General features: G+C 43.7%; 19 protein-coding genes. 12 read left to right on the top strand and 7 right to left on the bottom strand.

What is annotated here, in order from left to right; all coding sequences use genetic code 11:
* The 4 genes from MHN09_RS07115 to MHN09_RS07100 all read left to right on the top strand — a co-directional run bounded on the left by MHN09_RS07115 (position 1) and on the right by MHN09_RS07100 (position 5,010).
* Complete coding sequence (locus tag MHN09_RS07115; RefSeq protein ID WP_014949158.1) at positions 1–801, top strand: enoyl-CoA hydratase/isomerase family protein; 801 nt, start codon at positions 1–3, stop codon at positions 799–801.
* Positions 791–2,809, top strand: a complete 2,019-nt coding sequence (locus tag MHN09_RS07110) for an acetyl/propionyl/methylcrotonyl-CoA carboxylase subunit alpha (protein ID WP_239239877.1) — start codon at positions 791–793, stop codon at positions 2,807–2,809. The genes MHN09_RS07115 and MHN09_RS07110 overlap by 11 nt, the downstream gene beginning before the upstream one ends.
* 4 nt (positions 2,810–2,813) lie before the next feature.
* Positions 2,814–3,710 carry a hydroxymethylglutaryl-CoA lyase gene (locus MHN09_RS07105; RefSeq protein WP_275446463.1) on the top strand — a complete coding sequence of 299 codons (897 nt, stop codon included), beginning with the start codon at positions 2,814–2,816 and terminating at the stop codon, positions 3,708–3,710.
* A gap of 613 nt (positions 3,711–4,323) precedes the next feature.
* On the top strand, positions 4,324–5,010 hold the full coding sequence (locus MHN09_RS07100) for a hypothetical protein (RefSeq protein ID WP_239239871.1): 687 nt from the start codon (positions 4,324–4,326) through the stop codon (positions 5,008–5,010).
* Between the two features lie 6 nt (positions 5,011–5,016).
* Here MHN09_RS07100 and MHN09_RS07095 read toward each other — a convergent pair whose 3' ends face one another.
* Together MHN09_RS07095 and MHN09_RS07090 are read right to left on the bottom strand one after the other, a co-directional pair.
* Entirely contained in the window at positions 5,017–6,171 is a 1,155-nt protein-coding gene (locus MHN09_RS07095) for an MFS transporter (protein WP_239239868.1), read from the bottom strand.
* A gap of 76 nt (positions 6,172–6,247) precedes the next feature.
* The gene (locus tag MHN09_RS07090) at positions 6,248–6,781 is read right to left on the bottom strand and encodes an SRPBCC family protein (RefSeq protein ID WP_014976267.1); all 534 of its coding nucleotides are present in this window, start codon (positions 6,779–6,781) and stop codon (positions 6,248–6,250) included.
* Positions 6,782–7,545: 764 nt separating this feature from the next.
* Between MHN09_RS07090 and glgC the strand changes: the two genes are divergently transcribed.
* Positions 7,546–8,832, top strand: a complete 1,287-nt coding sequence (gene glgC / locus MHN09_RS07085) for a glucose-1-phosphate adenylyltransferase (protein ID WP_014976266.1) — start codon at positions 7,546–7,548, stop codon at positions 8,830–8,832.
* Positions 8,833–8,901: 69 nt separating this feature from the next.
* Here glgC and MHN09_RS07080 read toward each other — a convergent pair whose 3' ends face one another.
* Together MHN09_RS07080 and MHN09_RS07075 are read right to left on the bottom strand one after the other, a co-directional pair.
* Entirely contained in the window at positions 8,902–9,714 is an 813-nt protein-coding gene (locus tag MHN09_RS07080; RefSeq protein WP_239239865.1) for an alpha/beta hydrolase, read from the bottom strand.
* A 71-nt stretch (positions 9,715–9,785) separates the two neighbouring features.
* The gene (locus MHN09_RS07075) at positions 9,786–11,108 is read right to left on the bottom strand and encodes an MFS transporter (protein ID WP_239239862.1); all 1,323 of its coding nucleotides are present in this window, start codon (positions 11,106–11,108) and stop codon (positions 9,786–9,788) included.
* Positions 11,109–11,277: 169 nt separating this feature from the next.
* On the opposite strand from MHN09_RS07075, the gene MHN09_RS07070 reads away from it, so the two are divergent.
* The gene (locus MHN09_RS07070; RefSeq protein ID WP_239239859.1) at positions 11,278–12,093 is read left to right on the top strand and encodes a thioesterase family protein; all 816 of its coding nucleotides are present in this window, start codon (positions 11,278–11,280) and stop codon (positions 12,091–12,093) included.
* 39 nt (positions 12,094–12,132) lie between these two features.
* Here MHN09_RS07070 and MHN09_RS07065 read toward each other — a convergent pair whose 3' ends face one another.
* A complete protein-coding gene (locus tag MHN09_RS07065; RefSeq protein WP_239239856.1) occupies positions 12,133–12,978 on the bottom strand; it encodes an HDOD domain-containing protein in 846 nt (281 codons plus the stop codon).
* 489 nt (positions 12,979–13,467) lie between these two features.
* Between MHN09_RS07065 and MHN09_RS07060 the strand changes: the two genes are divergently transcribed.
* Complete coding sequence (locus MHN09_RS07060; RefSeq protein WP_239239853.1) at positions 13,468–14,757, top strand: glycosyltransferase family 4 protein; 1,290 nt, start codon at positions 13,468–13,470, stop codon at positions 14,755–14,757.
* A 21-nt stretch (positions 14,758–14,778) separates the two neighbouring features.
* Here the strand turns inward: MHN09_RS07060 and MHN09_RS07055 are convergent, their stop codons facing one another.
* Both MHN09_RS07055 and MHN09_RS07050 read right to left on the bottom strand, forming a co-directional pair.
* Positions 14,779–15,171, bottom strand: coding sequence for a SufE family protein (locus MHN09_RS07055; protein WP_110287960.1), 393 nt, complete (start codon positions 15,169–15,171; stop codon positions 14,779–14,781).
* Positions 15,172–15,187: 16 nt separating this feature from the next.
* Positions 15,188–15,583 (bottom strand): DUF2750 domain-containing protein, encoded by a 396-nt coding sequence (locus MHN09_RS07050; protein ID WP_039227089.1) that lies wholly within the window; start codon positions 15,581–15,583, stop codon positions 15,188–15,190.
* A gap of 317 nt (positions 15,584–15,900) precedes the next feature.
* Here MHN09_RS07050 and MHN09_RS07045 point away from each other — a divergent pair, with 317 nt between their 5' ends.
* From MHN09_RS07045 to MHN09_RS07025, 5 genes are all read left to right on the top strand, one after another.
* Positions 15,901–16,620 carry a hypothetical protein gene (locus tag MHN09_RS07045; RefSeq protein ID WP_239239850.1) on the top strand — a complete coding sequence of 240 codons (720 nt, stop codon included), beginning with the start codon at positions 15,901–15,903 and terminating at the stop codon, positions 16,618–16,620.
* Between the two features lie 182 nt (positions 16,621–16,802).
* Complete coding sequence (gene xthA, locus MHN09_RS07040) at positions 16,803–17,612, top strand: exodeoxyribonuclease III (RefSeq protein WP_014949143.1); 810 nt, start codon at positions 16,803–16,805, stop codon at positions 17,610–17,612.
* A gap of 43 nt (positions 17,613–17,655) precedes the next feature.
* On the top strand, positions 17,656–18,297 hold the full coding sequence (locus MHN09_RS07035) for an energy-coupling factor ABC transporter permease (protein WP_014979055.1): 642 nt from the start codon (positions 17,656–17,658) through the stop codon (positions 18,295–18,297).
* Positions 18,298–18,408: 111 nt separating this feature from the next.
* Positions 18,409–19,584 (top strand): FIST C-terminal domain-containing protein, encoded by a 1,176-nt coding sequence (locus tag MHN09_RS07030; RefSeq protein ID WP_014979054.1) that lies wholly within the window; start codon positions 18,409–18,411, stop codon positions 19,582–19,584.
* Positions 19,581–20,237: a hypothetical protein gene (locus MHN09_RS07025; RefSeq protein ID WP_239239847.1), complete on the top strand. Its 657-nt coding sequence runs from the start codon at positions 19,581–19,583 to the stop codon at positions 20,235–20,237. The genes MHN09_RS07030 and MHN09_RS07025 overlap by 4 nt, the downstream gene beginning before the upstream one ends.
* The last annotated feature ends 53 nt before the right edge of the window (positions 20,238–20,290 follow it).

Here is a 20,290-nt window from a genome sequence, read left to right as displayed (position 1 = left end):
ATGGAACAATCAGTGATTTACAGCGTAGATGAAAGAAACATTGCCACTGTTACTTTAAACAGAGCTGAAAAACATAATGCCTTTGACGACGAAATGATAAACGAGCTTACTCGCGTTTTTAAAAAAGCGGGGGAAGATAAAAGCGTTAGGGCACTAATCCTAAGAGCTGAAGGCAAAAGTTTCAGTGCAGGAGCCGACCTTAACTGGATGAAAAAAATGGCCAGTTATACCGAAGCGCAAAATGAAAGTGATGCACTTGCATTAGCAACCATGCTGCAGACGCTTTATAAAATGCCGAAGCCCACGATAGCAAGAGTACAAGGTGCAGCTTTTGGCGGTGCTGTTGGTTTAATTGCATGTTGCGATATTGCTATTGGAAGCAAGCTCAGTAAATTTTGCTTAAGTGAAGTTAAAATTGGCCTTATTCCAGCAACTATCAGCCCTTACGTTGTTGAAGCAATGGGCGCACGAGTATGCCGACGCTACTTCCAGACCGCTGAAGTATTTTCTGCGCGCAGAGCAAGACGACTTGGACTTTTGAGCGAATCAGTAACAGAAGACGAACTCGATAGCACTATCGACAATATTTTATCAAACATACTGAAAAACGGCCCCCAAGCAGTGGCGAAAGCAAAAGACTTAGTGCAATGGGTGTCTACGCAAGAGATTAACGATGCGCTTCTCACAAAGACGAGCAAACTTATCGCACAAGTTAGGACATCTGAAGAAGGTCAAGAAGGTCTGTCAGCCTTTTTAGAAAAGCGCAGTGCTTCATGGGTGGAGGTTAAGAATGATAAATAAATTACTAATTGCAAACCGTGGTGAAATTGCATGCCGCGTTATAAAGACAGCCAACACTCAAGGTATAAAGACAGTCGCCGTTTACTCTGACGCCGACAAAAATGCCCTTCATGTACAAATGGCTGATGAAGCTGTTTATCTAGGGCCATCTCCGTCGAAGAAAAGTTATTTACGAGGCGAGTTGATCATTGAAAAAGCAAAGGAGCTTGGTGTAGACGCTATCCACCCAGGCTACGGCTTTCTCTCAGAAAATGCTGAGTTTGCGAATCTATGCGCCAAAAACAATATTATCTTTGTAGGCCCACCAGCATCTGCAATTGAAGCGATGGGTTCTAAGTCTGCCGCCAAACACATTATGGAAAAAGCTGGTGTTCCTTTGGTTCCAGGCTATCACGGCGACGATCAAAGTGAAGCGGTATTAAAAGGCGCTGCCGATGAAATGGGATACCCAGTTCTATTAAAAGCCGCTGCTGGCGGTGGCGGTAAGGGCATGCGCCAAGTGTGGAGTGAAAAAGAGTTTTCTCAAGCATTAAATGCAGCCAAACGTGAATCTATGGCGAGCTTTGGTGACGACCACATGCTGGTTGAAAAGTACCTGACGCGCCCTCGTCATGTTGAAATTCAAGTTTTCTGTGACACCCATGGTAACGGCGTATACCTTTTTGAACGTGATTGTTCGGTTCAACGCCGACACCAAAAGATTATTGAAGAAGCCCCTGCCCCCAATATGTCTCAGTCAGTGAGAGAAAAAATGGGTGAAGCGGCGATACTCGCGGCGAAAGCCATTAACTACGTAGGTGCGGGAACGGTTGAGTTTTTACTTGATGAAGACGATTCGTTTTACTTCATGGAAATGAATACACGCTTGCAAGTAGAGCATCCTGTGACAGAAATGATCACCCGAGAGGACTTGGTTCACTGGCAATTAACTATTGCCGAAGGAAAGCCCCTTCCCAAAGAACAAAATGAACTCACCTTAACAGGACACGCATTCGAAGCGCGCATTTATGCTGAAGATCCAAACAACGAATTTCTGCCTTCTACCGGCACGCTGTGCCTTTTACGTACGCCAAAAGAAAACGACGTAGTTCGCGTTGACACAGGTGTTGTTGAAGGTGATGAGGTAAGCGTTTTTTACGATCCAATGATTGCCAAGCTTGTGGTTTGGGGAGAGAACCGTGAGATAGCGCTCAAACGCTTAATTAGTGCATTGGGTGACTACTATATTGACGGTGTAAGCACAAACATCGACTTCTTAAAGCGTGTCGCAACACACCCTGCGTTCGTTGCCGCAGAGCTTACAACTACGTTTGTGGAGAAACACCATGATTCGTTGTTTAGCGCGACAAGTGAGGATGCAGCTAGCGATGACACCCAAGTAAATATTCCTGTGATGGCATTGCTTTCACTTTTAAATAGAAAAGTTTCTAGAAGCGATAAAACCCCATCTGTTTGGTCAACCGTCGGTGCGTGGCGCGCTAACGCAAATCATACAGAAATTCTCACCTTGCTTTGCAACCAAGAAGAAGTGCATGTTGGGGTCAAACACCAGCGTCACGGAACTGAAGATGCTTGGGAGCTATCTGTTGGAGACAATTCCTATAACGTTAAAGGCAAGCTGGTAGATAGTGCTTTGCATGCAACAATTAATGGGTACAAATCAACATTTACGTATTCAGATAATGATGGCGTGTTTACACTCTTCAACAAAGACACCCATGCTAAGTTCAGCCTAATCTCAGCATCTCTTGGTGATGATAACGATGATAATGGCGACGCTAATTTCAGTGCCCCGATGAACGGAACCATAGTGGCGCATTTGGTCGAAAAGGGTGTGTTGGTCAAAAAAGGGGAGCCTATACTAGTTATGGAAGCGATGAAAATGGAGCACAGCATCATTGCCCCGCACGATGGTGCAGTGGAAGAGTTCTTTTTCAATCCCGGTGAACTAGTTGACGGTGGCGCAACACTGTTGGCGTTCTCCACTAAAGAAGCTGCCGAGGTTTGATGTGATGTTTCCTAAAGAAGTGAGTATTGTTGAAGTAGGTCCTCGAGATGGCCTTCAGAATGAAAAGCAGGCCTTAAGCGCCGAACAAAAGATTGAACTTATTCAACTTCTTTCTAAAACTGGCCTTAACCGTATCGAAGCAGGAAGCTTTGTATCACCCAAATGGGTGCCCCAAATGGCAAACTCGGATGCGGTTTTTAAGGCGCTTAGCCCCGAAGACAAGATTCATTATTCTGCATTGACACCCAACCTTAAGGGCTTGGAAGCAGCCATTGAAGCGGGTGCGAAAGAGGTTGCAGTATTCGGTGCTGCCTCTGAGTCCTTTTCACAAAAGAACATTAACTGCTCTATAAGCGAGAGCTTAAAGCGTTTCGAGGCTGTGTTTGACCTGGCAAGCGAAAGCAAAATCAAAGTGAGGGGCTACGTTTCATGTGTAATGGGGTGTCCTTATGAAGGTGAAATTTCACCTAGTGCCGTTACACAGGTGAGTAAGGAACTTATTGACATGGGGTGTTACGAAGTATCCCTTGGCGATACTATCGGCGTAGGCACACCAATGTCTACAAGACTACTATTAGATGAAGTATTGAAAGAGATTAGTGTCAGCAAAGTTGCCGCCCATTTTCATGATACTTATGGACAAGCGCTAGTGAATTTATACACTGCCCTTGGATACGGCATCTCATCAATTGATTCAGCTGTTGCAGGACTTGGAGGCTGCCCGTATGCCAAAGGAGCAAGTGGAAATGTTGCAACGGAAGACGTCCTATATATGTTAAACGGTATGGGTATATCAACAGGTATAGACATGACGAAATTGTTAAAAGCGTCTTCTTACATTTCAGAACTTTTAGGCCGCTCTCCCGTGTCGAAAGCAGCTAATGCGCTTCTAGCAAAATAAAAAACTGATGGGGGGATGCGGCAATGCGCCCCCTCTACCCTCTGAGAAAGACACCCACCCTAATTGTGAAGTTTCACGTAAAATCACCGTTTATGTAATGGGTGTCTTTATAAGTTTATAGGCACAAACTCAAAAATACATTCTTTCACGCTCAGCTAGTTCGCTTTGCAATGGATGTCTCTTCAAATATTCATTACTTTTCAGCGAAAAGTCTTACGTTGGGTGTCTCTTCTAAAACAAAACAAGTCCATCGGTCAGGTCACAACTGAATATTCACAATGCTAAGGTCACACAATGACTAATTACCTTGCATTTATCTAACATGGCTCAAAGCAGAAAATCCCTCATTAGTTTAAAAGATACACCCTACTATCATTGTATATCTCGCTGCGTGCGCCGTAGCTACTTATGCGGGTACGACCGAAACAATAGAATTAGTTACGAGCATCGAAAATCGTGGGTAGAACAACGGCTGTTATTTTTGAGCCGGGTATTCGCGATAGATATTTGTGCATACGCTGTTATGAGCAACCATGTCCATATCGTTTTATGCGTGAATAAAGAGGCAGCGCTCTCATGGTCATTACAAACTGTGTTACATCAATGGCATAAAATGCACAAAGGAACCGTACTTACTCAAAAGTTTATGAAGGGCGAGATCTTGAGCGAAAGTGAGTATGAGACAGTTAAAAGTACTGCTGATGTGTATAGAAAAAGGCTCTACGACATAAGCTGGTTCATGAGAAATTTAAACGAGTATATTGCGAGAAAAGCAAACGAAGAGGACGATTGTACTGGTAGATTTTGGGAAGGTCGCTTCCGTTCACAAGCATTGCTAACAGAAAAAGCTCTACTGTCATGTATGGCATATGTTGACTTAAACCCTATACGCGCAAAGGTCGCAACGGGCTTACAAGACTCATATCACACAAGCATTAATAAAAGATTGAACACGAGTATTTCACAAAACAAGACAATAAAAGGGTTAATGCCATTAAAGAGCCACCAACGATGTAGAAACACTCGCGGCTTAGATTTAACGTTGAATGACTACTGCGATCTTCTCAACCAGTCAATCGAACTGTTGCGCGACACCTATTCGACAGCCGCTCAAACGAGCCCCATTCAACAAGTAAAACCTCTTGGTGTATGCCAACATCATTGGCATCACATTATCAGTGATTTCGAAAACGTGTTTTCAGTCGCGGCAGGAGACGGTTCATCTATGCGGAAGTTCCAAGCAAATACTAAAAGAAAACGAATGGCCAAAATATCTTCGGCAGCGATATGCTTTGACTAAACCATTCTACTTCTCGTCAGGTAAGATAACAGTAGTGATAATTGCCAGTAACAGCATACCAGCCATAATATAAACCACTGAAAAGGTTAAAACAGGGGTTAATGCAGCGTAAAGTGCACCGAATGCTAATAAAATCATACCTATAGCCGTGTTTGAGAAGCCAACCAGCTCTGTTCTTTCATGGCCTTCTTTAACATCTAAACTATATGTTTTCCGTCCGGTTCTTACGCCAGCATGGGATACCGATAACAAGAAAAACAACAGTGCAGAGGTTACAATCGTCGTCGTTTGCAATGTAAGCAAACCAATGCATGAAATTATTGCGAGTACCCCTGAAATTTGAAGTGTTAACTTTGCGCTTTTGTCTGCAATCTTTCCCCAAATTATTGATGATAAAAGAGCAGCAGTTGCTTCGGCTCCTATATAAATAGGAAGCAGCTCTTTTACATCTCCATTTTTTTCTATCATAAAATAAGGCGCAACCAAGGCTGAGTGAACAAAAAGTCCTCTTACCAAAATGAATTTGTAAACCGTGGCGTCGAAGTCAATACTAAACGCTTTTTCCTCTTTACCACCCACATCTACCGTCGTTTTAACAGGCCATACACATATAAGGGTCAAAACAAATGATAAAAGACTCCCGCACAAGACTATCAGCAGCACGTTCGAAGAAAGAGAGCCGTCGTAAATTGTCAAAGGTATAGCGATAACAAGGGTGACCATGCCTGAAACGGTAGATGCAATTCCGATTAGGTTACCCCGCTCTCCTTTCTTAGCTACGTCAGCCTCCATATCTTTCACGGTAAGAGAACAGGCAGAGCGACCCAGGCTCAAGAAGACAAGGGAAATAAGTATCAAGGTACCCGCCAAGCCCCCTGAAAATGAAATGACCGCGAGCAGCATACAGAAAACTGAAAGCGTTTGTGTGAGCATACCGACACGCCAAACCAAGTGCCGCTGAGTATGTTTTCGAAGATAAATGCTAATAAGTACTTGAGGCAGAAGCGCGCCCGACTCTCTAATTGGAACCAGCCAGCCTATCATCCAAACTGGTGCGCCAATGCTAATAAGAAGTGCGGTCAAGGTTGTTTTAGCAGAGATCAGTAGGTCGGCTAGTTTATTAAGCGAAAGGCCTGTAATAAGTAAATTTTTTTGTTTCATGGAAGGTAAGCATGCACCGCAATTCGATTGAACATATACGGTGCACTTATTCAGTCAGATCAGAAAGTTGTATGCCCTACCCAGCGTTTTCGGCGAGTATTTTGAGATTTTCTAGACCCATTTCGAAATCAGGACCAATCATGCTGTCCATCATCAAAGCAAAATATTTGTTTATTGGGTTATTATCTACCGAACCTTCATCTCTCCAGGTTACAAGAGAACCATTTTCTGTAGGCTCAATTTCTACGACGCCCGATGAACCCATGTCAAAATCGGGAAAATATAATCGGTACATCACACGTCTGTTATGCTCTAGTTGCGTAATCTCCATTTCTCCATTTCCCTCGGTTTCACTTAACCACTCGGAACGCATCCCAATAGCCCTATCAGGCCCTGAATAATCAAGTTTCATATCAGGATCACGCTTGAACCATACGCCCCATTTCTTCCACTCTTTCAAATCAACGACATAGGGATATATTTCTGATGGCTGAGCATCAATATTAATTGTTCTTTCAACGCTGTAATCTTTAGGAATAAAAAAGCTCGTTGCGACAAATAATACGATAACAACACCTACGACCATTAAGAGTTTTTTTAACGCTCCCATCTGAGACTCCATAAAAGAATTGCCCCTTCAAATATAACATTTAATTAACATTTGTCACTTAAAGATCTTTCTTGCTCATTTTACTGTTAGATAGACACCCATCCCGTCATGTTTAACGCAGTTGAAAGCAAATTTATACTCAACATAACTATTATGAGCCTTCTCTTTCGCGTTACCGAGAAAGGACACTCAGCAATAAAACCTTATGATGCATGAAGTAACCACTTCGTTTATCGAGCAAAGTGTAGACTAACTTTCTACAGTTTAAAAATGGGTGTCTACACAGTGATTTGCTTTGATCGAGGGTCTCTTCTGGATGCGCATGATGAAATTGAGTTGCGTGTCTCGCTAACTTTTTTATCGTCGAATTTACTAAGTAACTAACTCATAGTAGCGATGGGTGTCATGCTAATACTTTTATTCTAGAAGCCTATTCCAGCTTAAGAATAAAAGATAAGGGTGGGTGTCTTTGTAAGAGCAACAGTTGAATGCCATTGGATGAGATTAAGGGAATTAGGGTGGGTGTCTCTGTAAGGGCGAGAGCCCCCCAACCTACAATTTTTTAAAAACATTTACCATTTCATCACAAAGCATGAAAATCGCGCTGTCATTCTAAATTATCTTGTGTAATATGGATTTAGGTTATCAAGAAAGCCTGTTCAATCAGGCCTATCATGCATAGCGCAGTCAATCGCAACACTTCGTTTTCTTTTTATATTTCTATCGATACACAGTTGTCGCTTTATTACAGGAGTTTATAGGAAATGGCAGATCAAAGTTCTCGTTACATCAGTAACCTTACTCGCGATACATATGCGCTCATCCTCGCGGGTGGTAAAGGTTCTAGACTACACGAGCTCACTAATTGGCGAGCCAAACCGGCACTTTATTTCGGCGGTAAATTTAGAATTATCGATTTCCCGCTATCAAATTGTGTTAATTCAGGTATCCGTCGAATAGGCGTGGTTACCCAATACAAGTCGCATTCTCTTATTCGTCACTTGGTTCGCGGTTGGGGTCATTTCAAAAAAGAACTTGGCGAATCTGTAGAAATCCTACCCGCTTCTCAACGTTTCTCCGACAGTTGGTATGAAGGAACCGCAGACGCGGTCTTCCAAAACATAGATATCATTCGTGATGAGCTTCCAAAATATGTCATGATCCTTTCAGGCGACCACATCTACCGCATGGACTACGGTGATATGTTGGCCAAGCACAAAGAGTCTGGTGCCAAAATGACGGTTTCATGTATGTCGGTGCCCTTGGAAGAAGCTGCAGGTGCGTTTGGCGTTATGTCGGTTGATGAAAACTATCGTATTAACGGATTTGAAGAGAAGCCAGCTAACCCTACTCCACTTCCTAATGACCCAACGCGCTGCTTAGCATCTATGGGCAATTACGTGTTTGATACAGAGTTTTTATTCGAACAATTACGTGTTGATGCTGAAAATATGGGCTCGCAGCGAGACTTCGGTAAAGACATCATTCCATCAATCATCGCCGACCACCCTGTATACGCTTATCCTTTTGAGAAAAGTGGCGGAGACAACGCCTATTGGCGCGATGTAGGTACTATCGATTCATTTTGGGAAGCCAATATGGAAATGGTTGCTCCTGTACCTCAATTGAACCTTTACGATAGAAAATGGCCCATATGGACATACCAAGAGCAACTGCCACCAGCAAAATTTGTTTGGGAAGACCACGACAGACGTGGTGAAGCGATTAACTCCGTAGTTTCTGGGGGTTGTATAATTTCAGGCTCTACACTTCGTTCATCTATTTGCTTTTCCAATGTACGCGTACATTCCTATGGCCTTATTGAAGACGCCGTAATTCTTCCTGATGTGGAAATCAAACGCCATTGCAAGCTGAAAAAGGTGATTATCGATCGAGGTTGTGTCATTCCTGAAGGAACTACAATTGGTTACGATCACGAGCAAGACAAGGCACGTGGGTTCCGCGTATCTGAAAAAGGCGTGGTACTGGTGACGCGAGAAATGTTAGGTCAACCCGTGGGTGGACTAAGCAAGCCTAGAAAGCACGACTAACTCATTTATCCTAATGTTATGGCGAGATTGATTTTGGCGTTAAAGCGCTTAAATCAATCTCTGTAATATTTAATTCGCCTCATTACTCCACTGCGTTAATGTACGCTCAATAAAGCTCGCTACCTGCTCAGGGTGTTCTAGTGGAAACATATGGCCACCATCGAGCACGCTATGCTCAATAGCATTATGCTTCAGAAGCCGCGAGTACATTTCTGGCTTACACACGTTACTTTTGCTTCCTGTCGCCAATACGGCCGGACACTTAAGCCTTCCTTTATATTTACCCAAATTGTGCGGAACATTGCGAAACAAATCTGCTTCTACTTCTGCACGAAATGTGAGCGAAATATTGTCCCCCTTCAAGGCGGTTACAGATTTTACATAATCGCGCACGCATCGTTTATCCATATCCCTAAACAATGCTTTGCTGTGAAAGTACGCCACCATATCGGTATTGCTTGGCCAACTGGTATTGCGTGTTTGCGCGAGTTTCGCTGGCGTAAGCTTGTTAATTAACGGCGTGTGTTTCGCGAATTTAAAAAAGTAACTTAACGGGCCGACAACAAGTGGCGGATCGAATAAAATGATGCCTCTGAACAGCTCTGGCGCTTCGCAAGCCGCCATGTAGGTAATTACAGCACCAAATGAATGCCCAATACCATACACGCCTCGCGGATCCTTGTTCTCTTTTTTTATATGCTTGATAAGTTCTTGAACTTGATTGCGCCAGTTACCATTCACAGGAAGCTGAGGATCGTGTCCGAAGCGCTCAACATGAAGACGGTGAAAGTGATCAGGTAACGCTGAAAACATCGCATTATAACTACCTGCCGGAAATCCATTTGCATGGGCAAAATGAAAACTCAACTCTGACGATGTCACCAATACACTCCTTTATACTCAAACAACAAAGGGGCTTTAAATCAGCCCCTTAGCATGAAAGTTCGATAATACTATAAGCCTCTGGCTTCTGCCATTTCCCAATCTTTTACAATCTTTGTGCTCGTCCATAAGAACACGGCAATAGAAAGCGCGTAAGGAACTACTAGGTAGATGAGTGCCTGTCTCAATGCCTCCGTCTCGCCTAAAGATGGCACCAATGCTTGGCTAATAATACCAGTCAGCGTTGGGCCACCGCCCAGAGCAATGATGTTCAATACAAAGAAGAATAACGCTGTCGACATGGCTCTTACGTTTATTGGAGCTAGTGTCTGTGCCATCGCAAAACTTGGGCCTAGATATGAACCACTGGTGAATAACAACAGCGCCATGAGCCCTACTGATAACCACAAATCTTGCACTTGTAACGATGCATAAAATGCCGGCACACCAATAATAAGTGCGATAGCGGGCAATAACGCATAAGCTTTTTTATTGTGCTTACCCCATCTATCAGCAATATAGCCTCCTAGCCATACACCGAGCGCATAGGCGGTGCCATTGATAATGCCAAAAACGATTAGCAACTGTGTAATATCTAAACCCGCAAAGGCGCGAACGTAGTAATCAATTACCCACGTCGATATGGCATAGTTACCGAATGATCCAAAGGAAATACCCAGTGCCATTCCCCACCACGTCGGAATTTTCAGTAACATCTTGAGGGACGACTTTACACTCGGCTTATTCGCATCATCTGCGCTTGGTAAAGAGACCGTTCTGGCAGGTTCCTTGACCGTGAGCTTAAGCAAAATAGCCAGTAACACCCCTGGAATACCCACGCTGTACATTACCGTTCGCCAGTCGGCAGAACCACCCTGTAAAAAGAACGCTGATGCAAAAAACGCAAGCATGACGCCAAAAGAAATACCTAAAGAGTATATTGCGAGCGCGCCCGCGCGTTTTTCTTTAGGGAATAAGTCAGAAATAATACTGTGGGACGGTGGACTACCACCCGCTTCACCAATGCCGACACCAATACGTGCTATGGCAAGCTGCATGTAATTGGCAGCTAACCCAGATGCAGCGGTAAATCCACTCCAAAGCGTTAGAGAGATCGCAATGATATTAACGCGGCTGTACCTGTCGGCAAGCCATGCAATTGGGATCCCCATCACGGTATAAAGTAGCGCAAAGTAGATACCTTTAAGCCACCCAAGTTGGGCGTCATCTAACCCCAAATCGGCTTTGATAAAAGGAGATAAAATCCCAATGATTTGCCTGTCTATAAAGTTAAAGGCATACACCAAGGTTAATATGAATAGAACGTAATTCCGGTAACTTCTAGATGCTCCTGCTTCTGCAGCGGGAATACCTTCAACGTGAGTATGGGCCATAACAGTCCTTTTGAGTGACAATAGCCCAGTCTATGCATTAGGCAAAAAAATAAACAACTAATTGTTACTTATTTGTTAACATAACGAAAATTTCTAACTGAGGCTTTTCGTTCTATAGCGCTTAAGGTACGATGACAAACACTTAACTCATCAGACCAGACAAGCAAATATGACAGTAGATGAATTGCTCAATATTCCTCAATTATCCCAAACTTCGGAAAACACATGGAAAGTTGATGGACTAGTTATCCCTAAGACGTGGGGACAGGGACGAACTGCGTTTGGAGGAATTTCTGCCGGTATGCTTTACACCGCAGTAAAGCAGCAAGTCACTGATAACCGCGTGCTGCGCTCTTTTACCACTAACTTTGTTGGTCCCCTATCACTTGAAGTGCCTTTTTCTATCGAAGTAACGCTACTTAGAACAGGGAAAAATGTCTCTCAGTTCACCGCTCATGCTATTCAAGACGGCAAAAGCTGTGTTTTTTCGCAAGCCTGTTTTGGTGTTGCGCGTCAGTCAGGTATTCAAGTTGAGAATACAGATACACACGACATGCCTCAGCCGAATAAAGCAAAGTTCATCCCGCAAATACCTAAAGTTACGCCTAAATTCTTGCGCTATTTTGATTTGGCAATTGAAGATGGCGGCATTCCATTTACGCGCAGAAAAACCAGCCATTACCACGGCTTTATGCGCTTCAAACAGGCCCCCGAAGCCATCACTGATGCACATATCATTACTATGATCGACGCATGGCCACCTACACTTTTACAAATGATGAAGCTTCCGGCACCAGCCAGTACAGTAAGTTGGAACTTAGAATTTATCCATCCTCACAAGCCGGTAAGCCCGACAGACTGGTTTGCTTATAAAGCTCACACAAGACAAGCTGCAGATGGTTATGGCCATACTGAAGCGACGATTTGGGATAAGGATAATGAAGTGATTGCCATCAGTAGGCAAACCGTAGCGATTTTCGACTGATCGCTACGGCATTTCGAAAAGCACGTTAAAAACGTTACGTTAATACAGCATAAACGCGTTAGGGTTAAACAGGGAAATTACCGAAATACACTGCAGGTTGGTTATATCTAGCGCGTCTTCTAAATCTTCGCGATTAAGCGACAATGCCTCATGCAATTCTGGCTTTAAGTTGTGATAACTCGGGTAGATCTCAGGGTTAACGTTATCGAGTGCCAAAACATACGAGAGTTGTAGAATCTTCTCATCTGTAGAAGCAGACTCCTCCTCTTCTTTGTGGATACCGGCAATTGGCGTATAAATAGAGCTTGGAATATCCCACTTTTCAATTAATCTTGCCGATAATTCCGCATACGTGAACCCTAGCACTCCAAATTGAAGTTCAGCAGGACTTACTCTGGTGTTGAATGCCTGACAACGGGTTGCCGACTCAGGCAAAACCGAAACGGTTACCAGCTCGCCTATGTTGTGAAGCAGCCCCGAAACAAAGAGTCGCTCAGGCTCACGAATGTTGCGCATATCCGCAAAGTACTTTGCCAGAAGACCGCACGAAACACTTTGCTCCCAAAACTTGTCGAGATCGATACGTTGACCGTCTACATCACTGAATGCTTGGCTTACGCCATAAGCCAGTGCCAAGTCGTAAGTGGAGCGAGTCCCCACTACCTGGATGGCTCTTGTGACGGTGTCTATTTTATTAGGAAAACGATAGAGCGCTGAGTTTGCTACTCTTAGCAATTGCGTTGCCAATGACGGATCGAAAGCAATAATATCGCCGATGTCGTCAATGCTTGAAGCTTCATCATCCATACAAGCTTTAAGTCGAGTTACCGAATCAGGTAAAACAAAGAGGTTTTCCGCTTTCGAAACTAATTCATCTAAATTCATTCGTGCACTCTCTTTCATGCCGCCTTTGTCAATATAGCGTTGAAGGCACCTCCATTCGCCTTGTGTCCATTAAGGTATAGGCACAAAAATGTAGTTGGTCAATAAGTATCAACTAGTAAAAAAGTATGATTTCTTTACTAATCATTAAGTTAACCTGAATCCTTCATAAGCCTTGATACCGCGGGGCTCATTTTCAATTTGAAAATCTTGCTTTACGCTGAACATCAACAATCCACGCAACGCCGCTGATACGCACTACACTCGTGTATTCAGCGCATCTCTGGAAGGCCTGTATTATAGCTTTTTGCCCCTTTTTACATACAAATAATTCTAATACACAGAAAAACTTAGGGTAATTACCTATAAGAATTAGATTTTCTAAGGAACACTTGCTTTTGTAATGACCAATTCAAATTTATGGTAGTATTTGCATACTATTCACTATGCCCTTGATGGCAAAATTCTTAAAGCAAAAGTTGTAATCCATCCATGTTAAATGTCGCTGTTATCGGTTATGTGTGGCCTGAGCCAAATTCTTCGGCCGCGGGCCAAAATATGTTAGCTATTATTAAGCGTTGCTTATCTGCCGATTTCCATGTGACATTTCTGACCGCTGCCACCGATAGCGACCATAAAGAAGACCTTACAGCATTAGGCGTTGATGTGCATTCTGTGGCATTGAATTGTAGTTCTTTTAATAGCCAAATAGCGCATATAAAGCCTGACGTTGTTATATTCGACCGCTACATGACAGAAGAGCAATTTTCTTGGCGAGTAAAAGAAGCGTGCCCAGATGCACTTCGAGTTTTAAACACTGAAGATTTGCACAGCCTGCGTCAGGCTAGGCACGAAGCGGTAAAACAGGACAATGATGCTCGCCTTGCTCAGTTAAATAGCGAATTGGCGCAAAGAGAAGTTGCAGCAATACTAAGAAGCGACCTTACATTAGTAATTTCAAAACGAGAAATGGCGCTTTTGACGGAACATTACGGTGTACCTAGAGCGCAGCTCCAATACCACCCTCTTGTGGTAGGAAAAACGCCCCTCGTCACGCTTCCTTTTGAGGAAAGAGCGCACTTTGTTCATATTGGGAACTTTCGCCATGCGCCTAATTGGGACGCGGTTCTGCAACTTAAGCAAAGCATATGGCCTGAGATAAGAAAAGCGCTACCCAAAGCAGAATTACACATATACGGCGCTTACCCGCCTAAAAAGGCCACCCAACTGCACAACGAAAAACAAGGCTTTTTGGTAAAAGGTTGGGCCGAAAATGTGGAATCTATAATGTTGAGCGCAAAGGTGCTGATTGCTCCTTTACGATTTGGCGCAGGCATTAAAGGCAAACTAATTGATGCGATGCGCTGCGCTACTCCTAGTATCACCACGTGGATAGGCGCAGAAGGTATCACTTCAACCGACTCAATCATTTCTAATAGCAATGTAAAAGAAATCGATGATCCAAAGCAGCTAGCGCAATGGCCTGGTGCGCTTTGTAGCGCGAATACAAATGACGCAGCGGTTATTCAAGACTACGTCAGACAAGCTGTGGAACTTCACAATGATAAGTCTACGTGGGATAGCGCTAGTAACTTAACGGCGACAATACTTAGCTCATTTGAAAGCGAACAGCCAGAAGTGCCGTTAATTGAAAAAATCACTGGTTTAAAACAGTCGCTTAACACGCATAGAAACGGTTTATTTATGCAAAGCTTGTTGTGGCATCAAACACTGACAGCGAGCAAGTACATGAGCCAGTGGATTGAAGCAAAAAACAAATAACGGCAGCCACTAGTTTAGCGGCTAGATGCCCTTTAATTTAGCTATTACAGATTTAATCCCGTTTCCACGGGACTGACTTAAGTAGCGTTCCAGCTGACAGCGAGACAAATATCTCTCAAAGTCGAATTCACTGCGCTGCTGCGGGGTTAACTCGTTTGCTTTTTCTAACAATACTGCAAGCACGCCGCGAATCACTTTGCTAGGCGAGTAAGCCATCAAACTGCCTTGTTCGTCAGAAGTGGCAAGCCATACCGGGCTTTCACACCCTTCTACTTCTGTTTCAGCCAAACGTTTTTCCGCTGGAAGCGGGACAAGCGATTTACCCGCAAGCATCAGTGTACGAGTAAAATCGTCCCACCCTTTCGCGTTAGCCAAAGATGAAGCCAGAGGAAGCAAAGTTTCGAGAGAACTCATGATCTCTATACCTTGCTTAATTTCCGCTAAGCTCTGAGGCTAAGTCATCTGCAGTCATAACTAGGTTTTCAACATCACTCGTGGTGGGGAACATTACTAGCTCAACGCCATTCTTATCAAGGCCTGGCAACCAAGTTTGCATAAACTCATCGAGTGTAATATTCACGCATTGGCCTTCAATTTCGTTTATATCTACAAACTTTTGAGCTAAATCGTGATGCGGGAATACTGGTAGCTGAACGCTTTCACCACCTTCAAACATCACAAAACCTTCACTACCTTGCACCATCCAAATTTCATTTGCTTTTGCAATATAGCTCACTACAAGCTCTTGTCGGTCTTCTGCACTTAGCTTCATCGCTTGCTCGATAACCGCATCACTTAATTTGTCTGCAACTGTTTCTGGAAACACGTTATTTCACCTATCTCAAATTTTGCGGCAAGTATACCTGCCCCAGTAATAGGCGCAATGCAATAAACGTTAAAAAAGCCCCCTCGGCTAACACACTTACAAAGACACCCATCCATAGCTCTTCTTCATCATCAAAAACATTATTAAGAAGACACCCAAGTTTACCCCTGAAATTACGGGAATCACTCCCGGTTGTAACTCGATCAGCCATTACATTATTAACATTGACATTTTTCGCCCGTTACGAAGACACCCATGATAAAGTTAGAGCAAATCATTCAACGCTGTGAAAGCTTAAACGCAAAGACCTTTACCTCATGCGCAATCTATTTACTGCTCTTAAGCAAGACACCCATGCCAACCACGCTATCTTGGAAAATACCTTTCCCTTCTCTATGTACCACAAAGATAGTGACTTTAACCATGAGGCCTATCTTGCCATCCTTAACATCATGAGGGTGTTTCACCAAACAACAGCAGCAACCGTAAAACAGGCTGCACTCCAGACCCCTTCCCTTAGCCGCATCGCCTCAATGCTCAATAGCGAAGTTGTTCTACTAGCGCTTAACAATGACACCCACGCGTTGTCGTCCGCAACACTGTCTGCTCAACAACGTTACAATGACACCCATGCCAAGCTCGAACCTACTACAAGAATAAAAAACAAAGATGAGCCAGTCTTAAACGCCCAGGCTATCGCACAGTTAACTCCTTGCTTTAATTCAACCACCAGCCAAGCCATCGCAGCCATCTATGTATGGTTAGGCTCATCAATGGGCGCCAACATTATTGTTAGGCGGTTAGAAGCCATGACGTTAGATATTCCTACCGAGTATTATCAAGCGATGGCAGGATGTGCCAAAGCATGGGTGTCTTTCAAACAAGAAGTAGAAACACTCTTACCCGAGCTCGGCCTAGATAATGAAAGCTTTGTTAAGAACGCGGTGCAAGACGCAAATGCTTGGTTTGAATTTTTGATTTCACTCGGCAAGCGCACGGCACCAAATGACACTCCCTACCATGAGGCAAACGTGTGATTAATGGATGACTAAATTTATGCTAATGACGAGCTTTTATACACAGCGATTTCACCATTAGCTATAAATAAACTTAATCTAGCCAATCGACTGAATGCATTAATATAGTGGCAAAACGTCGTTAAGCGGCCGTGCAGTTTCTGGTAAACTCTAGCCAAATTCGAAGCAACCACTAAAAAAGCATGAAAGTAATCTCATTTAATATAAACGGTATTCGCGCTCGTCTACATCAACTTCAGGCGGTTATCGACGCACACCAACCCGATATTATTGGCTTACAGGAAATTAAAGTTCACAACGAACAGTTTCCGGTAGAAGCCGTTGAGGCCATGGGCTATCACGTTTATTTCCACGGACAAAAGAGCCATTACGGCGTTGCTTTTTTGGCGAAGAAAGAGCCGCTTTCTGTGTCGATGGGTTTCCCAACAGATGACGAAGACGCCCAACGTCGCATGATTATTTTAAAAACCACCGATGATGCTGGCGAGCCCGTTACCGTTCTAAATGGTTACTTCCCTCAGGGCGAAAACGAAAAGCATGAAACCAAGTACCCAGCTAAGCGTAAGTTCTACAAAGACTTAATGACTTATTTAGATGATAACCACACACCAGATGACAACGTAATTGTTATGGGCGATGTCAACATCTCTCATACAGACTTGGACATTGGCATTGGTGAAGACAACCGCAAACGTTGGCTGAAAACTGGAAAATGCAGCTTCTTGCCGGAAGAGCGTGAGTGGTTGAACACAGTAATTGACTGGGGCTTTGAAGATAGTTTTCGAACACTCAACCCAGAGACAAACGACAAGTTTTCATGGTTCGATTACCGCTCAAAAGGATTCAACGATAATCGTGGCCTTCGCATAGATTTGATTTTGGCAACAAAACCGCTTCATGCAAAACTACATGACGCCGGTATTGATTATGAGCTGAGAGGCATCGAAAAGCCGTCTGATCATGCGCCTATTTGGGCTGAGTATAAAGGGTAAACAGTACTAAATACTGCTCCCCGCCATTAACTAAGGAGTAAAAGTGAGTTCACTACAACTGCTAGCATTGCTGATTTACGGTGTATTATTACTCGGTGCGGTCAGGCATGTGGACTTTACTCATTTTGCGAGTAACAAGCAGCAGCAACACCTTATTTTTGGTACTGCTGCTTCGCTTTTCGTTCTCTGGTTGTTTAAAGCAGGCATCTTCGAGGGCCTAGATGTTCATTTTCTAGGCCTTTCAGTTTTGACATTAATGCTCGGCTTTAGAAACGCTATTATTGCATCGTTTATCGCGCTATTAGGCGCAAACGCAGTCGGCTACGGAAGTTGGGAAAACTTTGGCGTTAACGGGCTACTCGGCACCGTTGTACCTATTGGCATAACCTATCTATTTTATATGTTTTCTTTTCACCGTATCCCTCGACAACTTTTCGTGTACATTTTTGTTTGTGCCTTTTTCCCTGCCGCTCTTTCTATTGCATTAAAGACGCTAACGCTCGGTGCGTTTTATTATATTGAGGGTACATACACTTGGGACATCATTTTTGACAACTACGTTTTGCTTATACCACTTTTGGTCTTTCCTGAAGCTCTGTTAAACGGTATGGCGATAACGCTTTTAGTGATCTACCAGCCAACGTGGGTTTATACCTTTCACGACAAGTTTTACCTCGATAATTAAGTTCTCTTCAACACAGTTACTGTAACTCGTGTAACTCTTCAACTAATGTTTAATAAGCTTTTCCTAATTTCAATCTATTATTAAAGAGTATGGTTGAGTGGTAAAGGCCGAATGTATATACAAACATTTTTGTTGGAGTGTAACGACGCACCTAGTATGGCGTCCGAAATAGATAGGTTATTTAGTAAAAATACACCTTCACTCGTTATTGGCTACGGCAATGCAGACTTACCTTTTAACGAGCTTCAACATGGCCTTAGCGCGTTTACCGCGCCTTATTTCATTTCCAGCTCTTGTTTAGGAGCGCTACTTTGCGACGGCAGTACCGTTGACGCGGGGTGCCAGTTAGCGCTTTTTTGTGTGAATGACGATGGTGGAGCCTACGGCGTTGGAAGTGCAGACGCCTCCTGCTACAGTGCCTTTGAAGCTGGCGCCATCGCGTTACAAAATGCGCTAAACAATGCGGGAAGACCTTATGAAAGCCCAGCGTTAATTTGGTGTGCGTTGCCGCCAGGAGAAGAAGAAAGAATACTTGAAGGTTTCGCCAGCATTGTAGGGACTCAAGTTCCTATTTTTGGTGGTTCAATGGCAGACAACACGGTTTCAGGCGACTGGACAACCGTTACAAAAGATGCGTGCGGACCACACACTGTGGTAGTTGCAGTTATGTATCCCTCTACTCCATTAGGGGTGAGTTATAGCTCAGGATACAAGCCAACCGATACCCTATTTAAAGCAACGAAAGCGAAAGGACGCCAACTACAACAGCTTAACAATAGCGGTGCAAGCACCGTTTATAACAAAGCGACCAATAACCTTATCGCTCAACAGCTATATGGCGGTCAAATTTTAGGACTAACATCGTCAGCACCGCTAGGCAGACCAGTAGAATTAGACAACGGTGCGGTGAATTACCTTCTGTGCCACCCCGATTCTGTCGATGAAAGTGGTGCACTACATGTTTTTTCAGAAGTAGAAGAAGGTGAAGAGTTGGTGTTGATGGAAGGTAGCATTTCTAGCCTTACGTCTCGTGCAGAGCGTGTGATAAACAATGCGGTTATGTTGCTGCCCGAAAATAGAAAGCCTGTTGGCGTACTAATGATTTACTGCGCAGGATGTCGCTTGATGGTTGGAGACGAAATTAATTTCATGCTGAATTCGCTGCAAGAAAAATTTCCAGCATTACCTATTTGCGGCCCGTTTACTTTTGGCGAGCAAGGGCGCTTTTTAGATGGCAAGAACAGACACGGCAACCTTATGATATCAGCGGTAGTGTTCTCTCAATGAATAAAGATTACGAAAATGTTTTAGAAGATCTAGCGCTTGTTTACCGCCTTAAACAGCAGGCTGAGGCACATAAGAAGGAAAGCGATGCTTTGCTAGAAGGCACTCGTGTATTACTTACCGCAGAGGACGAACAAGACCTTTATAAAAAAATGTTTAGTGTGTTCAAAGGACTATATAATTATCAAGTTTGCTTTGTTCTCGAGAACGAAAGCGCTGGCAAAATGAGGTGCATTAACAGCACCCATCCACCGCTACTTAACACCGTATGGCAAATCGATGACACACTCTCCCGCGCGGTTAAAAGTGAACCCATAGCACTATTCAACATCAAACAGCAAGCGACGTGGCAACGCCACCTATCCTTATTCGACACGCCCGTCACCTCTGTACTTTATTGTCCATTTAAAGTACATCAGCAACACGCAGTTATTGTGTTTTGCCATCAAGCACTGGGTTATTACACCCAAGAATTTGTGGATATGGCTAACAGATACCGTACCTTTACCGAGCAAATGGCCATGGGGATGCAGGCTAAGTTAATGGCGCTTGAAACGGTGAGGTTGAAAGAAGAAAAAGCCATTGTAGAAAAAAGCCTTATCGATTCAGAATGTCCCGTCCTAAAATACGTTGACATAAAGAGGATTTCTTTATGACAACTTCAAGTAATCAAAGGCCTAAGCGCACACAGCGTGATTACACCTTAGCT

Source organism: Alteromonas sp. MmMcT2-5 (assembly GCF_022348315.1).
Classification (GTDB): Bacteria; Pseudomonadota; Gammaproteobacteria; order Enterobacterales; family Alteromonadaceae; genus Alteromonas; species Alteromonas macleodii.
This window is presented reverse-complemented; position numbering and strand designations above follow the sequence as displayed.